This window comes from Sporosarcina sp. P18a (assembly GCF_002743135.1).
Taxonomy (GTDB): Bacteria; Bacillota; Bacilli; order Bacillales_A; family Planococcaceae; genus Sporosarcina.
On the sequence record NZ_PDYQ01000002.1, the window covers coordinates 102,028 to 116,114 of the forward strand.

Sequence of the window (14,087 nt, forward strand, 5' to 3'; positions counted from 1 at the left end):
CACTACAGAAATATGACATTCTTCACAGTTTGATGATTTGCGTTTATTGGGCTTTTGTTAGGTTATACTACTAGTAACAGCAATTGCACAAACGGATTTGGGTTGAAGTTTGGTGCAGCTGGGTTTGTGATAGTGAAGAAGTAACGTCGAATCGTCTGTACCGCTTCGTCGAAGAGCGAGTACATAACGAAAAACTCCGCGGCCATGGGTTGACCGCGGAGTTTTTTTCATTTTATGCTCTTGTTAGTAAAGCGGGTTTTCTGTTTTTCATAGGATTTGTCTGTTCGATTGCATAACCGACATCCAGCAATAAGGCTTCCGAAAAGGCAGGTCCAATAATTTGTACACCTACAGGAAGGTCTCCCTTGAAGCCACCCGGCACTGACAATGCAGGGTTACCTGTTAAGTTACTAGGCCCTGTAAAGCGTATAATATTGTCAATTAAGTCCACTTGCTTGCCATTTAAGTCCACTGTATCTTCGCCGATTTTACTGGCCACTACAGGCAGTGTAGGTGCAATCAATACATCGACTTTCTGGAATACTTCATGGAATTCTTGCTTCAACTGACGACGTACTTGCTGTGCTTGAAGATAATCGACAGCAGATGGCAGTTCCCCCAGCTCGAATAGCATGCGGATATCATCACCGAAATCTTGCGGTCGCTTCAGCATATCTTCGTGATGAATAGTTGACGCTTCTGAAAGTGACGTGACCAGCTCTGCCCACTCTGCATATTTAAGTGTTGGAATCTTAACCACTTCTACTCTCGCACCTTGATCGGTCAGCGCTTTAATCGTTCCACGCACCACTTGATCTACATCGTTGTCTACTTCATTGAAGAAGTATTCTTCATTAACGCCAATAACCACACCAGTGACATCGCCCTTTATTCTCTCCAAATGTTGGCCTACAGGAGTATCGACTGAAGTTGGATCTTTTGCATCGTATCCTGAAATAATATCCATCATTCCCGCTGCGTCTTTAATCGTCTTAGTCATCGGTCCAATATGATCGAGCGACCATGCCAATGGATAGCATCCGTATTTACTGACTCGCCCATGTGTCGGCTTCAATCCGACGATACCGCAAATTGATGACGGAATTCGGATGGAACCAGCCGTATCGGTACCTAATGACGCGACACTTGAACCGACCGCAACAGCAGCTCCCGAACCACCACTCGAACCGCCAGGAATTTTATCGGTATCCCAAGGATTTCTGACCGGTCCGTAATGGGGGTTATTGTTCGTAATTCCCCAAGCATATTCGTGCATACTTAGTTTACCGGTAAAGATCACACCCGCGTCTCGTAACTTACTGACTACAGTCGCATCGTCTTCCGGAATGAAATCCTTATGAATTTTAGATGACATGGTCGTCACTTTACCTTTAAAATATAAATTATCTTTCAAGGCCATCGGAATTCCGTGATACATGCCTCGATAGTTTCCATTTTTGATCTCTTTCTCTGCTTCACGCGCCGCGTGTTCGGCTTCATCCCGGTAGATTGTCATATAGGCATTAATCGTATCCTGCGTTTCTTCCGCATGATCAAGCACTGCCTTCGTTAGTTCAACTGGTGATAGTGATCCACTTTCTAAAAGCGGTGCCAATTCCTCGACTGATTTCTGAATCAAATCTTTAGCCAATATGATCACCTCCGGGAATATTTCGAAGCCCGATATCCGCGTCCTCGATTTTTACATTCTCTAGCGTACCTCTTAACTTTTTCATCCCATTCCAGCGACTTTCTAGGATTTTCAAATGTTCTGGCTTAGCTTGAATCCCTTTGCTTTCCAATAGTTGCTGCACTGACAAAGACAATGCATTCACTCCTTCAGTTTGTATTTATCTTCATAGGGTTCCCCTAGTGAGATCAAAACGAAAAAAAGTTACTTTTACTATACAACTCGGTCGCTAAGTTCATATTACCGTCTATAGATTACCAGTCATCTGACTAATAATCAAACGATTTCGAATAGTTTTATAGTTATACACCATTCGACTTTATTCGATTCACCATATAGGATGTTCTGGAATTATGTGAAAGACCGTTTATATTCGGTAAAAAAGGGAAATTGTGAAGTAGGAGGTGATATCGTATGCCATGGAGTAAAAATGATTATCCTGCTTCGCTGAAAAATCTGGATCCGGCAGTACGCAATAAAGCAATCGAAATAGCGAACGCTTTGCTACGTGAAAATTACTCCGATGAGCGTGCGATTTCCATTGCAACTGCTCAAGCACACGAGTATGTACAAGGCAAAAGTGAAGGTCGTCCTCACTACGAAGTGAAACCACGCGAGAATGAATGGATTTTCAGTAAGACCGGAAGTGATCATGTACTATTTAAAGAAGATACCAAGTCCGCATTACTTGAAAAAGCAAAAAAGTATGTGAACGAACATGAAGGTATTTTAAAGGTCTTTCATGCTGACGGATCACACGATAAAACATTATATGAATAAAATCAGTGCCTTTTCTCAAAAGGCACTGACTTCATTCATCTTCATTCTGTTTAGGAGGATACGTCACTTCTCCATCGTCTGATACAACGGGTTCAGCTCCCCACTTACCTACTTCATGATCTTCAATCAACGTTTTTTCCTTAGGTCCATCTATAATATGTTTTACGCTAATGCCATGTGTGGCGAGCCAATTACTAATCAACAAGCGATGGCATCTTGCTGGGTGACGTTCGGAACAGCATATCGCTATCCGTTGGCCTGAAGCTTCCTTCATCAATTCCTCTATACCTTCTTCGAATTCAGGTGTCAATGTATAATCCGCGTAGTTGTGGAAGGATTGATTATTCCATCCTTCGTTGACTTCATTGTCAATAGTTTTAGATTTCCTTCTACGTCCACCTAATTTTCCACAATGTCTATAAGCAATACCATGTGCCGGTAACCATTCAGTCATTCGATCTTCATGAAAATGCGGAAATTTACGACTACCAGGAAATGCACGTACATCGACCAATTTCTCGATACTTGCATCATCCAATAATGTCAAAAACTCTTCTTTTGTATGTGTGGAATGTCCAACGGTGTAGATTTCCAATATACTCACTCCCTTTATAGCTATTATTCCCTAAGTTTCATATAGATAACCTATCATTTATTCTGATTTGTCTTGCCCAGTAGTGCATTAAACACTCTTGTCGTTAGGTATTCTACGAGCTTTGATTGAAAAAGCCTTTTCCTTCCCCTATAGCCCTCCCCTACTATTTACATAACCCTTACTATTTAATTTTGCACACCACATGGTATTCTATAGGTACAAACATCTGTATCGGGGGTTCATCATGATTCGTATCCGTAAAGAAGATTTATCCATCCATCGAAAGAAAAACAAACCCTTCGTCAATCTCCACTTGAAAATGATTGGCTTAATTGGCGCGCTCTCTGTCACGATTATTCTGATCATTGGTGGATTTATGAGTTACTTCGTCACGGATACATTAGAAGCCCAAATTGGAGAAAGGGCCCTCAGTGTAGCAAAAAGTGTAGCTGTGATACCTGAAATTTCCCAGGCTTTCGAATCGAATAATCCTTCTGCCATCATTCAGCCGATCGTGCAGAAGATCCAAGCCCAGACCGACGCAGAGTTTATCGTTGTGGGCAACCAACAAGAAATCCGTTATGCACACCCGAGTCCTGATCGGATTGGCAAAAAAATGATCGGTGAAGATAATGAACGTGCGTTGCATAATGGAGAATCCTATACTTCTATTTCAACCGGTTCATTGGGAAACTCACTGCGTGCAAAGGCTCCAGTCTATTTAAACGGTGAAATTGTCGGTGTCGTCTCGGTCGGTTTCTTGGTAGATTCTATTGATTCAATCATTTGGGAGTATAGCCTAGAAATTTGGCTCGTCCTTCTAGGCATTTGCACAGCTGCTATCATCGGAGCTGTATTCATTGCGAACTATATCAAGAACGTCTTATTCGGATTAGAACCAGAAGAAATCTCGCATTTACTGTTTCAAAAAGAAACGATATTGCATTCTATCCATGAAGGCATTATCGCTATCAATACAGATGGCCAGATTACGATGGTCAACTCTGCTGCATTGAAATTATTGACGGGTGGAGAGCAGAATGCGGACGACTGGATTGGTACACCTATACATGAATGCTTCCCGAATTCAGACTTACCGTATGTGCTAGAGCATGGCGAATCAGTTTTTGATCAGGAAAGACTTTTTAGTAACCATATCGTCTATGTAAACAGTGTGCCGATTTTCTACGAACATGAATTGCTCGGTGCAGTCGCTACTTTCCGGAATAAAACCGAGATTGAGAATTTGACTAAAAAACTGGCACATATCCAACAATATGCCAATGCCTTGCGTTCACAAACACATGAATTCGCAAATAAACTGTATACGATCATGGGGCTAACTCAACTGAATAAAAAAGATGAAGTGCTCGACTTCATCCAAGAAGAAACAAGCATCCAGCAACACTGGACAGACGCACTACTTGATCATATAGATGATCCCTATATTAGCGGATTGCTTGTCGGAAAGCTGAATCAAGCAAGTGAGTTGCAAATTAATGTATCGGTCCAGCCTGACAGTCAATTGCATTCCACACTTTCCGACGCAAACCGCCAAGCATTGCTGACGGCTATTGGAAATTTGCTTGATAATGCATTCGATGCTGTATATGACGAACGCGCCATTTCCCGGGACATATCGATTTCATTTACTGATATCGGACAAAATCTGCTGTTTGAAATCGATGATGCAGGTCCAGGAATTGATGAAGCTTCGCTTGATAAAGTCTTATCCCACGGTTTCTCAACAAAAGATGGAGCTGGAAGAGGTTTCGGCTTGGCTTTAACAAAGAATGCCATTGCCACAGCGAATGGCCAGCTGTCCATTGAACCGAGTGAACTGGGCGGTACATATTTTGTCGTTTCATTACCAAAAGATTACTAAAGGAGGGATCCCCGTGATCAGTACTATACAAGTACTAATTGTAGAAGATGATTTCCGAGTCGCAAAGATTAATCGCCAACTAGTCGAACAGATCACCGGCTATGAAGTCGTATCAGAAACGCGAACTGCCTCTGAGACTATCGATTTTTTGCAACAGGCAAAGACGCTACCCGATCTGGTTTTATTGGATGTGTACATACCTGACAGTCCAGGGCTAGATTTGTTTTGGCATCTACGAAGAGAATTCTCCGCAATGGATATTATGCTGCTAACGGCTGCTAAAGAAACTAAAATAATAGAGGAAGCACTCCATGGAGGCGTGTTGGATTATTTAATCAAACCTGTTGAGCCTGTGAGGTTTGCAGAAGCATTTAGACGGTACCGTTCAAGGAAAGTATTGCTGTCATCTAAAAGTGAACTTTCCCAAGAAGATCTCGACCGCGTATTATTTGGCACGGAGATGCGGCAGGATTCTGCTTCTGACGCATTGCCAAAAGGTATCGACCGTCTGACGCTTGAAGTGATAGAAAACGTTTTACTTCAAAGTCCCGCTGAAGGAATAACTGCTGTTCAAGTAGGTAAAGCAGCCGGTGTTAGCCGTTCTACTGCACGTCGATATCTAGAATACCTTGTATTGATTGAAGTAGTAGGAGCACAGCTGCATTATGGAGATGTCGGTAGACCTGAACGGACATATAGAAAAATCTAAATACGCAACCGTGAACAAAATGAACAAAACGCATAATATGAATTATATCGTTCTTATGTAAACAAGCTTTTTAGCGGCTTTTCGACATGGTACATTATGGACAGCTTAAGTGGAATTATTCAGATACTTTGATTTGTATCCGCTTACAGACTCTTTCACCATTTTATCCATTGGAGGGAAATCGCTATGTTAAGTATTATTGGAATACTAACGATCTTTATTATCGTCGCATTATTGATCAGTGGCCGGATCACACCCATTGTAGGGTTGGTCATCGTTCCGATCTTCGGTGCATTTTTCGCTGGATTCAACTTCAAGGAAGTCGGAGAATTTTTCAACAGCGGAATTGAGTCTGTCATTAGCGTTGTGATTATGTTCATCTTTGCGATTTTATTCTTTGGTGTTATGCAAGATGCCGGCGTATTCAACCCGCTAATTAATACGATGATTAAAATTTCACGAGGAAATGTAATTGCTGTTGCTATGGCGACGGTGGTAATCGCTGCTATTGCACAGTTAGACGGCTCTGGCGCCTCCACATTCCTAATTACGATCCCTGCGCTTTTACCGCTCTATAAAAGGTTGAAAATGAATCCTTATTTACTGCTACTACTTGTCGGTATCTCAGCAAGTATCGTCAACATGGTTCCATGGGGCGGCCCGCTTGGACGGGCAGCAGCTGTACTCGGTGTCGATGTTACGGAATTATGGCGACCACTTATTAAAATTCAAATCATCGGTCTCCTACTACTAATTGCAGTTGCTTTCATTCTCGGATTACGTGAAAAGCGAGTTATCGCTAAGAAAGTAGCTAGTGGGGTTTTTGATGACAAACTGGATGAACTAGGAGAAGTGGACGAGCAAAAAGTAGAATCAGAAGGCACTTCTCTCCTGCGTCCAAAAATGTTATGGATTAACGTGATTATTGCCGTAACCGTCATCGGTTTACTCGTTTGGGGAAAAGTACCTGCAGGCTTTATCTTCATGGTCGGATTCAGTATCGCGCTTCCATTAAATTATCGCTCTGTGAATGAACAGATGGACCGTATTAAAGCGCACGCACCGAATGCTCTACTAATGGCGGCAATCATTCTAGCAGCCGGTTCGTTCCTCGGTATTTTGAATGGGACCAATATGCTAGATTCGATAGCGACCGATTTAGTGAAAGTGTTGCCGGCAATCATTGTACCGTATTTGCACATCATCATCGGCCTATTCGGGGTTCCGTTCGATCTATTGTTAAGTACCGATGCGTATTACTTCGCATTACTGCCGATTGTAGAGCAAGTCGTCTCCGGTTTCGGTGTTCCATCCGTTTCCATCGCCTATGCATTAATCGTTGGAAATATTATAGGTACATTCGTTAGCCCCTTCTCGCCTGCACTTTGGCTGGCATTAGGACTTGCAGGATTAGAGATGGGCAAGCATATTCGCTACTCATTCGTTATCATGTGGGGATTCAGTATCGTCTTATTCCTCATTACAATGGCTATGGGCGTTATTACATTGTAAAGTCTCTACTCATTTCATATCGTTATTAGCACCATCATGAAAAAATAGGCTGTCGCGGAACGTCATGTAAATGATCTCCTCGACAGCCTATTTCTATTCACAACGCTATAAGTAGCTGAAGAACGATTGCACTAGTTGTTTTTTAACGTTCTATTTCTAGTATAGATTCATTAGGATTCGACGTACCTGCTAATTCATCACGTAATAAATACGCCCCCAACATACTGTAGACCGTTCCGTTCCCGCCAAGACCAATCAAATAATAAATATTCCGTTCAAATGGATGGCGGCCAATGACTGGTAACTCATCCGTCGATTCTCCAAACAACGCTGTCCACTCATACTCAAAATTGAATAATTGATTAGGAAACAGCTCTTGCAATTCCTTTTTTAATTGCTTAAATTTCTTATCGATCTCTTCTTTTGAGCTCGGTAATGTATCCATATTTTGATCCAAGCCACCTGCTACGATACGATGATCATCCGTCAATCGCATATACAAATAAGGACGTTTGGTTTCCCAAATCATCATTCGATCGTGCCAAAATGACAAATCTTCTATTGGCTGTGTTGCGATGGCATATGTAACTTTTACGTCTTTTTGGGGAATCTTCATATCCGGAGTCGGTGCATAACCAGTAGTGACCACGACGGATTTTGCCTGAAATTCCCCGTTCGTCGTTTGGATGAATACACGTTCTTCTGTATCTAGAATTCCGAGTACTTCGGTATGTTCAAAAATATCCATGCCCTTTTCATATGCATACTGTATCGCGCCCATACACAAACGCAAAGGATTCACTTCTGCATCCCCCGCCGTCACGATAGCGGCAGGTTGTGAAAACGGAAAATGCGCTTTAATATCTTCACGTTCCCAAAACTCTACCGGAAAACCATACTTTTGTAACACGTCAAACTCTTTACGCAATCTCACTACATCTTCTTCAGTGCTGGCATAATATAAACTTTCGCGTGTGTGGAAATGGACATCAAATGGTGCATGTTCCGCAACGTCTTGCAAATGGATCATTGCTTCTTTACACGCCCGATAAAATTCCACAGCTTTCTCCTCGCCAATTTGCTCTATTAATTCATGCAGCATAATATCATTGGAGAACTGCAGTAAACCAGTATTTGCAGCAGTACTCCCCCCACCTACTTCTTCTTGTTCAATCAACACCATCGTATACCCTTCATTCGCTAATACGTATGAAGTCAGCGCACCCGACATCCCGCCACCTACTATTGCGACATCATATAGATCTTGACGTTTCACTTCTGCAAAACCTTCTTTTGTAAAAGTCGACTCCCAATATAATGACCCCGTATGTAACTTCATTAGTAGCAGTCCCCTATCTATTCGTTTTTTACTTTATTTACCCTGTCAGACTGGTCCTATAAACATAGACAAAAAAGGTGCTCAATCAGTAGCTGAGCACCTTTCCTTTATCCTCTAAACGGCCACCAAACACCGCGTCCAAACGAAATCGTAATGGCTGGAATTAACAATGGCAAAATAATTAAACCATAGAGCAGTAATCCCGAAATAACAATCGTTGCGATCTGCATGAGGCTCAAGACGCCTGAAGGCATCATAGCACCGAATGTTCCTGCCAAAATAACAGCTGCCGTAATAATAACAGTACCCATCTTCGCCATAGAATACATCAATGCTTCCCTGACCTTCATTCCCCCAATACTCTCTTCGCGGAAACGATCGAGTAAGAAGATAGAGTAATCTACGCCAAGCGCAATCAGCATGATAAATCCGAAGAATGGAACTGCCCAACTGATTCCGTCATAACCAAGACCATTGACAAAAATCAATTCCGTAATAGATATCGCTGTGTAATATGTCAGCAATAATGAACCGATCATATACAATGGCATAATCGCTGAACGGAATAAGACGAAGAGAATGATGAATAACCCTATTAACATAACGGTTACTGTACGTGTAAAGTCAGCGGATGAAATATCACTCAAGTCCGAGTTCATGCTCGAAATACCGCTGAATGCTAAATCTGCATCTTCAAATGGTGTACCGATGACCGAGCGCTTCACAGTATCTTTAATATCTTTCACCGTTGAAATGGCTTCACGTGAATAAGGATTTTCCTTCAAGATCACTTCCATCAAAATTCCTTTTTCACCGTCGAATGTGTAGCGGTCCATGACTGGTGCAAACTCCTCACTATCAAGTGTTCCTTTAGGAATGAATAAACCCGTGTCGCGCACACTTTTCGTATCCGCCATATCGTCAAGCATATCCGCAATTTCTTGAAGACCTGTCGTCACTTCAGCCAAACCGTCTTTGGATGCTTTGACACCGCTGCCTAGCTGTTTCAAACCACTTTTTAATTGTCCGATTTGCGAACCACTTTGGTTGATTTGTGATCCAGCGCCTGCAATACCTTTACTGATCTTTTCCAACTCTTTACCTAGTGCATCCAACCCTCCAGCTGCTTGCGCGGCAGGAAGACCTTGTTGGAGGCCGCCAGAAATTTGCGCTAGCTGACCATTGATCTGCTCAATACCGTTTGCAGCTTGGATTAAGCCGCTGCCCGTTCCGCCAGAAGGCAATTGATTAGCTGCGTCGCGTAAATTATACTGAACTGTCGCCAAACCTAAACGAATTTCCTGTATACCATCATTCGCTTGTTTTAAACCGTCTGCCATCAAACCGATTTGATGGTCTACATATAAATCTTCCAATAATTCACCAGTCGGTCGTGTAACGGTACGAACACTTTTGACGCCTTCTACTTTCTCCAAATCTCGGGCAATCGCTTCTAAATAGGTGACATCCCCTTCTTTCACGATTGGAGAATCTTTTTTTAACAGGATTTGTACAGGTAGTGAATCCCCTTCACCAAAAGCATCCGATATAAGATTTAATCCTTTGACAGACTCTTTACTACTATCAATTTCATCTACCGTATTGAATGACAGATCATTGTCATACGTCAATAATAGCGGAATTGTGATGATGGCTACGATGAACATGGAAAGTAGTGGACGCATAACGGATAATTTACTGAAAGCAATCCACAATTTACTATCCTTATGCGAAGCCGCGCCTTTTGCAGGCCAGAATAATTTGTCTTGTAAAATGGACATTAACAGTGGTACGACAGTGAATAGAACGAACATCAATACCGCAATCCCTACCGCTACTGCGACTGCCGATTTAAATATCGGGAAGTCCGCAAATCCGATTGCCGCGAAACCGATAAACACCGCAAGTGCACTGATGAATAGTGTGCGTCCAGCTGTTCTATACGTGTTGATAATTGCTTCTTCCACTTCATGTCCGGCTAGTAATTCTTCTTTATACCGACTTAATAACAGAATACAATAATCTGTCCCTAGACCGAATAAAATCGCGACTAAAAATATTTGGGTATAGTTCGAAACTGGGAACCCAAACCAGTCGATGAAGAATGCTACGAATGACTGACTTAATAAATACGCGATTCCTACCGCCACTAACGGAACGAATGGTGTGATAATCGAGCGAAAAACAATGAGCAATAAAGCAAAAATCAACACCACCGTAATAATTTCTGTCTTTTTAAGTCCTTCTTGCGCACTTTCATTTACGTCATGATTGATGATTACTTCGCCTGTCATATACACTGTATCTTCTGTAGATACGATATCTCTTTTTATTTTTTCAGCCAATTGAATAATTTCATCATCTGTACCGTCTACCATGATGGGGAGCAATACAGTTTTTTGATCTTTAGAAACGAGCTGATCTTTCATTTCTTCACTATCAAACGGATCTAGAACATCCGTTACAATGTTGCTGGCATCCCGGATTTCTTTGGCAGTTGCAGAAATTTCCTGTTTTTTTGCTTTATCTGCCGGTTTATTGAGGTCATAGACGAGCGAAATGGTTTCATCCGCTTGTCCCGCATCTTCTAACATTTTTGCAGCCTTCTGGGAATCTGCCGAATCTAGCAATTGGAAAGAACCTGCTTTTTCCGCCTGCTTTGCCAAATCAGGTGCTAGTATAAATAAAACAGCCGTCAGTATGACAATACCGATCGCAATAGGCCATTTAAATTTTAGTATCGTTTTCACGCCTTATCTCTCCTTTGTGACTAAAATCGATTTCAGTTTACGGAATGTCTTGATGAATTGTTCAAGCTCCTGTTCATCGATTTGATCTTTCAACAAGTTTTCGATGCTTTCATTTATTGCGGCATTTGAAATCGATAGTACTTCACGACCTTTTTCGGTTAGTGATATTCGATTCATCCGCTGATCATTTACGTCTTTTTCAGACTGTACAAGATCTTTTTCGACTAGTTTTTTAAGACGACTCGAAATGGCACTTTTATGTACGCCTTGAATCTCCGCCAGTTGTCCACTGGATAGCTGACCATAGGCAGATAGTATTTTCAGTACGTGGATTTGTTCTGGTGAGTAATCTTTCCATATAGGAACGTCCAAGTTTTTCACAACATGCTCTGTACCGTAGATCATGACTTCTTCAAATAGTTCTACTGCTTCTTGAAGCTGATTTTTCAAAGTAGTCCACCCCCTAAACCAATAATTAATAGTTTAGGGGGTGGACTAAATAAAGTCAACTAGTTTAGACGTGTTTTATAAAATTTTTATTACTGGCAAGTTGTGGATAGAATCCGCTACGAAAAAGTCAGCCTACGAGATAGTTACTCGTAGACTGACTTTTTATCAGTATAGTGTATTAAATAATGAAATAGGCGATGACGGATAATAGTATGGATGTGACTGTCATGGCGGCAAGTGGACGCATCGCGCGGTCTTTTACATCACGTAGACTGACGTTTAGACCAAGTCCAACCATGGCTGCTGTTAGTAACCATGTGGTCAGTGTAAAAACGCCTTCCATTGCGTGATCTGAGACAGGAATGGAGTGACCAAACACATAGCTTCCTAAAATACTTAGAATGATAAAGCCGACGAGGAACCATGGAAATTCAATTTTAGCGCCCGTTTCGTCTGTATGCTTACGTTTCATGATAGCAATGAAGATGAAGCATAGTGGTACCAAGAGGAATACTCGGCCAAGTTTAGCCAATAAGGCAATTGCTAAGCCATCTTCTCCTGCCGGTGCACCCGCTAAAGCCACGTGCGCAACTTCATGTAGACTGATTCCTGCCCACATTCCGTACTCGATTGAATCGAGTGGAAGAATGGGGCGTAAAATCGTGTAGCCAATCGCAAACACTGTACCCATTAATGCGATGATTCCTACACCTATTGCAGTGTCTTCATCTTTCGCTTTAATAATCGGTGCCACTGCTGCAATGGCTGCTGCACCGCAGACCCCTGTCCCGACACCTAAAAGCAAGGAGATATTTTTATCTGCTTTAAATACTTTGGCGAGCCAAATGGTCATGAATATCGCGAAAATGATCACACCTACATCCCGAGCAAGTAAGCCGAGCCCGTCGCTTAAGACGGTATCTATATTTAATTTCAAACCGTATAAAATAATTGCTGTGCGAAGCAAACGCTTTGATGAGAAGGCAATTCCACTTCGAATCATTTCAGGATAGCCAAAAAATTGACGGTATGCCACTGCGATAATAATTGCGCAGGCCAGTTGACCGATATGATTGAAACCTGGTACTTTTGCTAATAAATAACCTAAAAATGCAATAAAAAATGTAAAAGCTATTCCACTGATCCATGATTTCCATTTAGATGGATGTTGTAGTGCGTGCTGTTCTGGAGTCATATTCGAACAAATCATGATGACACCCCCTAGTAACAGTATAGGAAACAGCTGGCTATAAGAGAAATAACTATTTATAATAGCTATGATAAGTAAATCTATATACATGGAAAGGAGTTGCCGTCCTATCGATCAGCAACTGCAAGTATTCATTGAGGTAGCCGAGCAAAAGAACTTCTCTAAAGCAGCAGAAGAACTGCATATGACACAACCTGCTGTCAGTCAATATATTCGTTCATTCGAAGAATCCATTGGTGTACGATTGCTCGAGCGAACGAATAAATATGTACGACTCAACCAAGCTGGGGAAATTGTCTATCATCACGCAAAAGAAATCGCGGGCTTGTATTCAAAAATGCAAAACTTAGTAGATGACTTAGCCCATAAAGCTAGCGGTCCTCTCGCCATTGGAGCCAGCTATACTTTCGGTGAATACGTCTTGCCTCATATTCTGTCTAAACTTGTCGCAGACTATCCGGCGATTGAACCACAAGTCACAATTGGAAATACAGCAGACATCGCGGAGTTAGTCATTACTCACCAACTCGACATCGGTTTGATCGAAGGACATTTTAAGGAAGCCACACCGCTTCAAAATGAAGACTTTGCAGAAGATGAAATGTACATCGTCACGCCTAGTAATCATCCACTAACTCAGAAGAAAGGTAGGCAGTCGATTACGGCACTAGAAGATGAGATCTGGCTATTACGCGAAGAAGGTTCAGGTACACGGGAGGCGGCAGAATTATTCTTTTCCCAGTCTGGATTTTATCCAAAGCGTATTATGCAATTCAGCAGTACGCAACCGATTAAGGAATCTGTCGAAGCGGGGCTTGGCGTTAGTTTGCTGTCACAGTGGGCGATACAAAAGGAATTACGTTATGGTGATTTGACGACGCTATCGGTGAAAGGAACGCCATTCAAGCGGCACTTCTCTATCGTGACGAACTCGCCGTTTCAAACGAAGGCGTTGCAGGTGTTTATTGAGTTGTTAAAGAATAGTGAGGAGTTGACGGTTTTGAATATCGGGACCACATCGTGACATTCTTTTCCGAGTGAAGGGCTGGTGGATGTTTTACGTAAGTCGCTGCATATACTCACATGTTTTCATAGAAAAAAAACTGCAGACCCTTTTACATCATAAACTGTACTGTGTAAAACAGACCCCCAAAAAGCAGAAGTGGC

General features: G+C 42.0%; 13 protein-coding genes. 5 read left to right on the top strand and 8 right to left on the bottom strand.

Annotated features, from left to right (window positions below; translation table 11 throughout):
- Positions 1-62: 62 nt before the first annotated feature.
- From CSV75_RS16640 to CSV75_RS08115, 3 genes are read right to left on the bottom strand one after another with little or no spacing between them, the layout of a single operon-like run.
- Complete coding sequence (locus tag CSV75_RS16640) at positions 63-185, bottom strand: hypothetical protein (RefSeq protein WP_255406635.1); 123 nt, start codon at positions 183-185, stop codon at positions 63-65.
- A 47-nt stretch (positions 186-232) separates the two neighbouring features.
- Positions 233-1,651, bottom strand: a complete 1,419-nt coding sequence (locus tag CSV75_RS08110) for an amidase (protein WP_099675429.1) — start codon at positions 1,649-1,651, stop codon at positions 233-235.
- Positions 1,644-1,835, bottom strand: a complete 192-nt coding sequence (locus tag CSV75_RS08115; RefSeq protein WP_233191623.1) for a hypothetical protein — start codon at positions 1,833-1,835, stop codon at positions 1,644-1,646. Before CSV75_RS08115 ends, CSV75_RS08110 begins: the two co-directional genes overlap by 8 nt.
- 269 nt (positions 1,836-2,104) lie before the next feature.
- On the opposite strand from CSV75_RS08115, the gene CSV75_RS08120 reads away from it, so the two are divergent.
- Positions 2,105-2,470, top strand: coding sequence for a DUF2188 domain-containing protein (locus CSV75_RS08120; protein ID WP_099675431.1), 366 nt, complete (start codon positions 2,105-2,107; stop codon positions 2,468-2,470).
- A 31-nt stretch (positions 2,471-2,501) separates the two neighbouring features.
- Here CSV75_RS08120 and CSV75_RS08125 read toward each other — a convergent pair whose 3' ends face one another.
- On the bottom strand, positions 2,502-3,074 hold the full coding sequence (locus tag CSV75_RS08125; RefSeq protein ID WP_369825356.1) for a DUF488 domain-containing protein: 573 nt from the start codon (positions 3,072-3,074) through the stop codon (positions 2,502-2,504).
- Between the two features lie 235 nt (positions 3,075-3,309).
- Between CSV75_RS08125 and CSV75_RS08130 the strand changes: the two genes are divergently transcribed.
- The 3 genes from CSV75_RS08130 to CSV75_RS08140 all read left to right on the top strand — a co-directional run bounded on the left by CSV75_RS08130 (position 3,310) and on the right by CSV75_RS08140 (position 7,171).
- On the top strand, positions 3,310-4,950 hold the full coding sequence (locus tag CSV75_RS08130; RefSeq protein ID WP_099675433.1) for an ATP-binding protein: 1,641 nt from the start codon (positions 3,310-3,312) through the stop codon (positions 4,948-4,950).
- A gap of 13 nt (positions 4,951-4,963) precedes the next feature.
- On the top strand, positions 4,964-5,659 hold the full coding sequence (locus tag CSV75_RS08135; protein WP_099675434.1) for a response regulator: 696 nt from the start codon (positions 4,964-4,966) through the stop codon (positions 5,657-5,659).
- A 186-nt stretch (positions 5,660-5,845) separates the two neighbouring features.
- Positions 5,846-7,171, top strand: coding sequence for a CitMHS family transporter (locus CSV75_RS08140; RefSeq protein WP_099675435.1), 1,326 nt, complete (start codon positions 5,846-5,848; stop codon positions 7,169-7,171).
- A gap of 142 nt (positions 7,172-7,313) precedes the next feature.
- Here the strand turns inward: CSV75_RS08140 and CSV75_RS08145 are convergent, their stop codons facing one another.
- The 4 genes from CSV75_RS08145 to CSV75_RS08160 form a co-directional block, all read right to left on the bottom strand.
- A complete protein-coding gene (locus CSV75_RS08145; protein WP_099675436.1) occupies positions 7,314-8,510 on the bottom strand; it encodes an NAD(P)/FAD-dependent oxidoreductase in 1,197 nt (398 codons plus the stop codon).
- 107 nt (positions 8,511-8,617) lie between these two features.
- The gene (locus CSV75_RS08150) at positions 8,618-11,260 is read right to left on the bottom strand and encodes an MMPL family transporter (protein ID WP_099675437.1); all 2,643 of its coding nucleotides are present in this window, start codon (positions 11,258-11,260) and stop codon (positions 8,618-8,620) included.
- A gap of 3 nt (positions 11,261-11,263) precedes the next feature.
- Entirely contained in the window at positions 11,264-11,710 is a 447-nt protein-coding gene (locus CSV75_RS08155) for a MarR family winged helix-turn-helix transcriptional regulator (RefSeq protein ID WP_099632212.1), read from the bottom strand.
- A 178-nt stretch (positions 11,711-11,888) separates the two neighbouring features.
- On the bottom strand, positions 11,889-12,920 hold the full coding sequence (locus CSV75_RS08160) for a YeiH family protein (RefSeq protein ID WP_369825357.1): 1,032 nt from the start codon (positions 12,918-12,920) through the stop codon (positions 11,889-11,891).
- A gap of 109 nt (positions 12,921-13,029) precedes the next feature.
- Between CSV75_RS08160 and CSV75_RS08165 the strand changes: the two genes are divergently transcribed.
- Positions 13,030-13,944, top strand: coding sequence for a LysR family transcriptional regulator (locus CSV75_RS08165; RefSeq protein ID WP_099675667.1), 915 nt, complete (start codon positions 13,030-13,032; stop codon positions 13,942-13,944).
- The last annotated feature ends 143 nt before the right edge of the window (positions 13,945-14,087 follow it).

What these genes read in the sequence shown, in the direction of transcription:
- CSV75_RS08120 (WP_099675431.1), top strand. Translation starts at nt 2,105, where the DNA reads ATGCCATGGAGTAAAAATGATTATCCTGCTTCGCTGAAAAATCTGGAT.
- CSV75_RS08145 (WP_099675436.1), bottom strand. Translation starts at nt 8,510, where the DNA reads ATGAAGTTACATACGGGGTCATTATATTGGGAGTCGACTTTTACAAAA.
- CSV75_RS08160 (WP_369825357.1), bottom strand. Translation starts at nt 12,920, where the DNA reads ATGATTTGTTCGAATATGACTCCAGAACAGCACGCACTACAACATCCA.
- CSV75_RS16640 (WP_255406635.1), bottom strand. Translation starts at nt 185, where the DNA reads ATGTACTCGCTCTTCGACGAAGCGGTACAGACGATTCGACGTTACTTC.
- CSV75_RS08130 (WP_099675433.1), top strand. Translation starts at nt 3,310, where the DNA reads ATGATTCGTATCCGTAAAGAAGATTTATCCATCCATCGAAAGAAAAAC.
- CSV75_RS08140 (WP_099675435.1), top strand. Translation starts at nt 5,846, where the DNA reads ATGTTAAGTATTATTGGAATACTAACGATCTTTATTATCGTCGCATTA.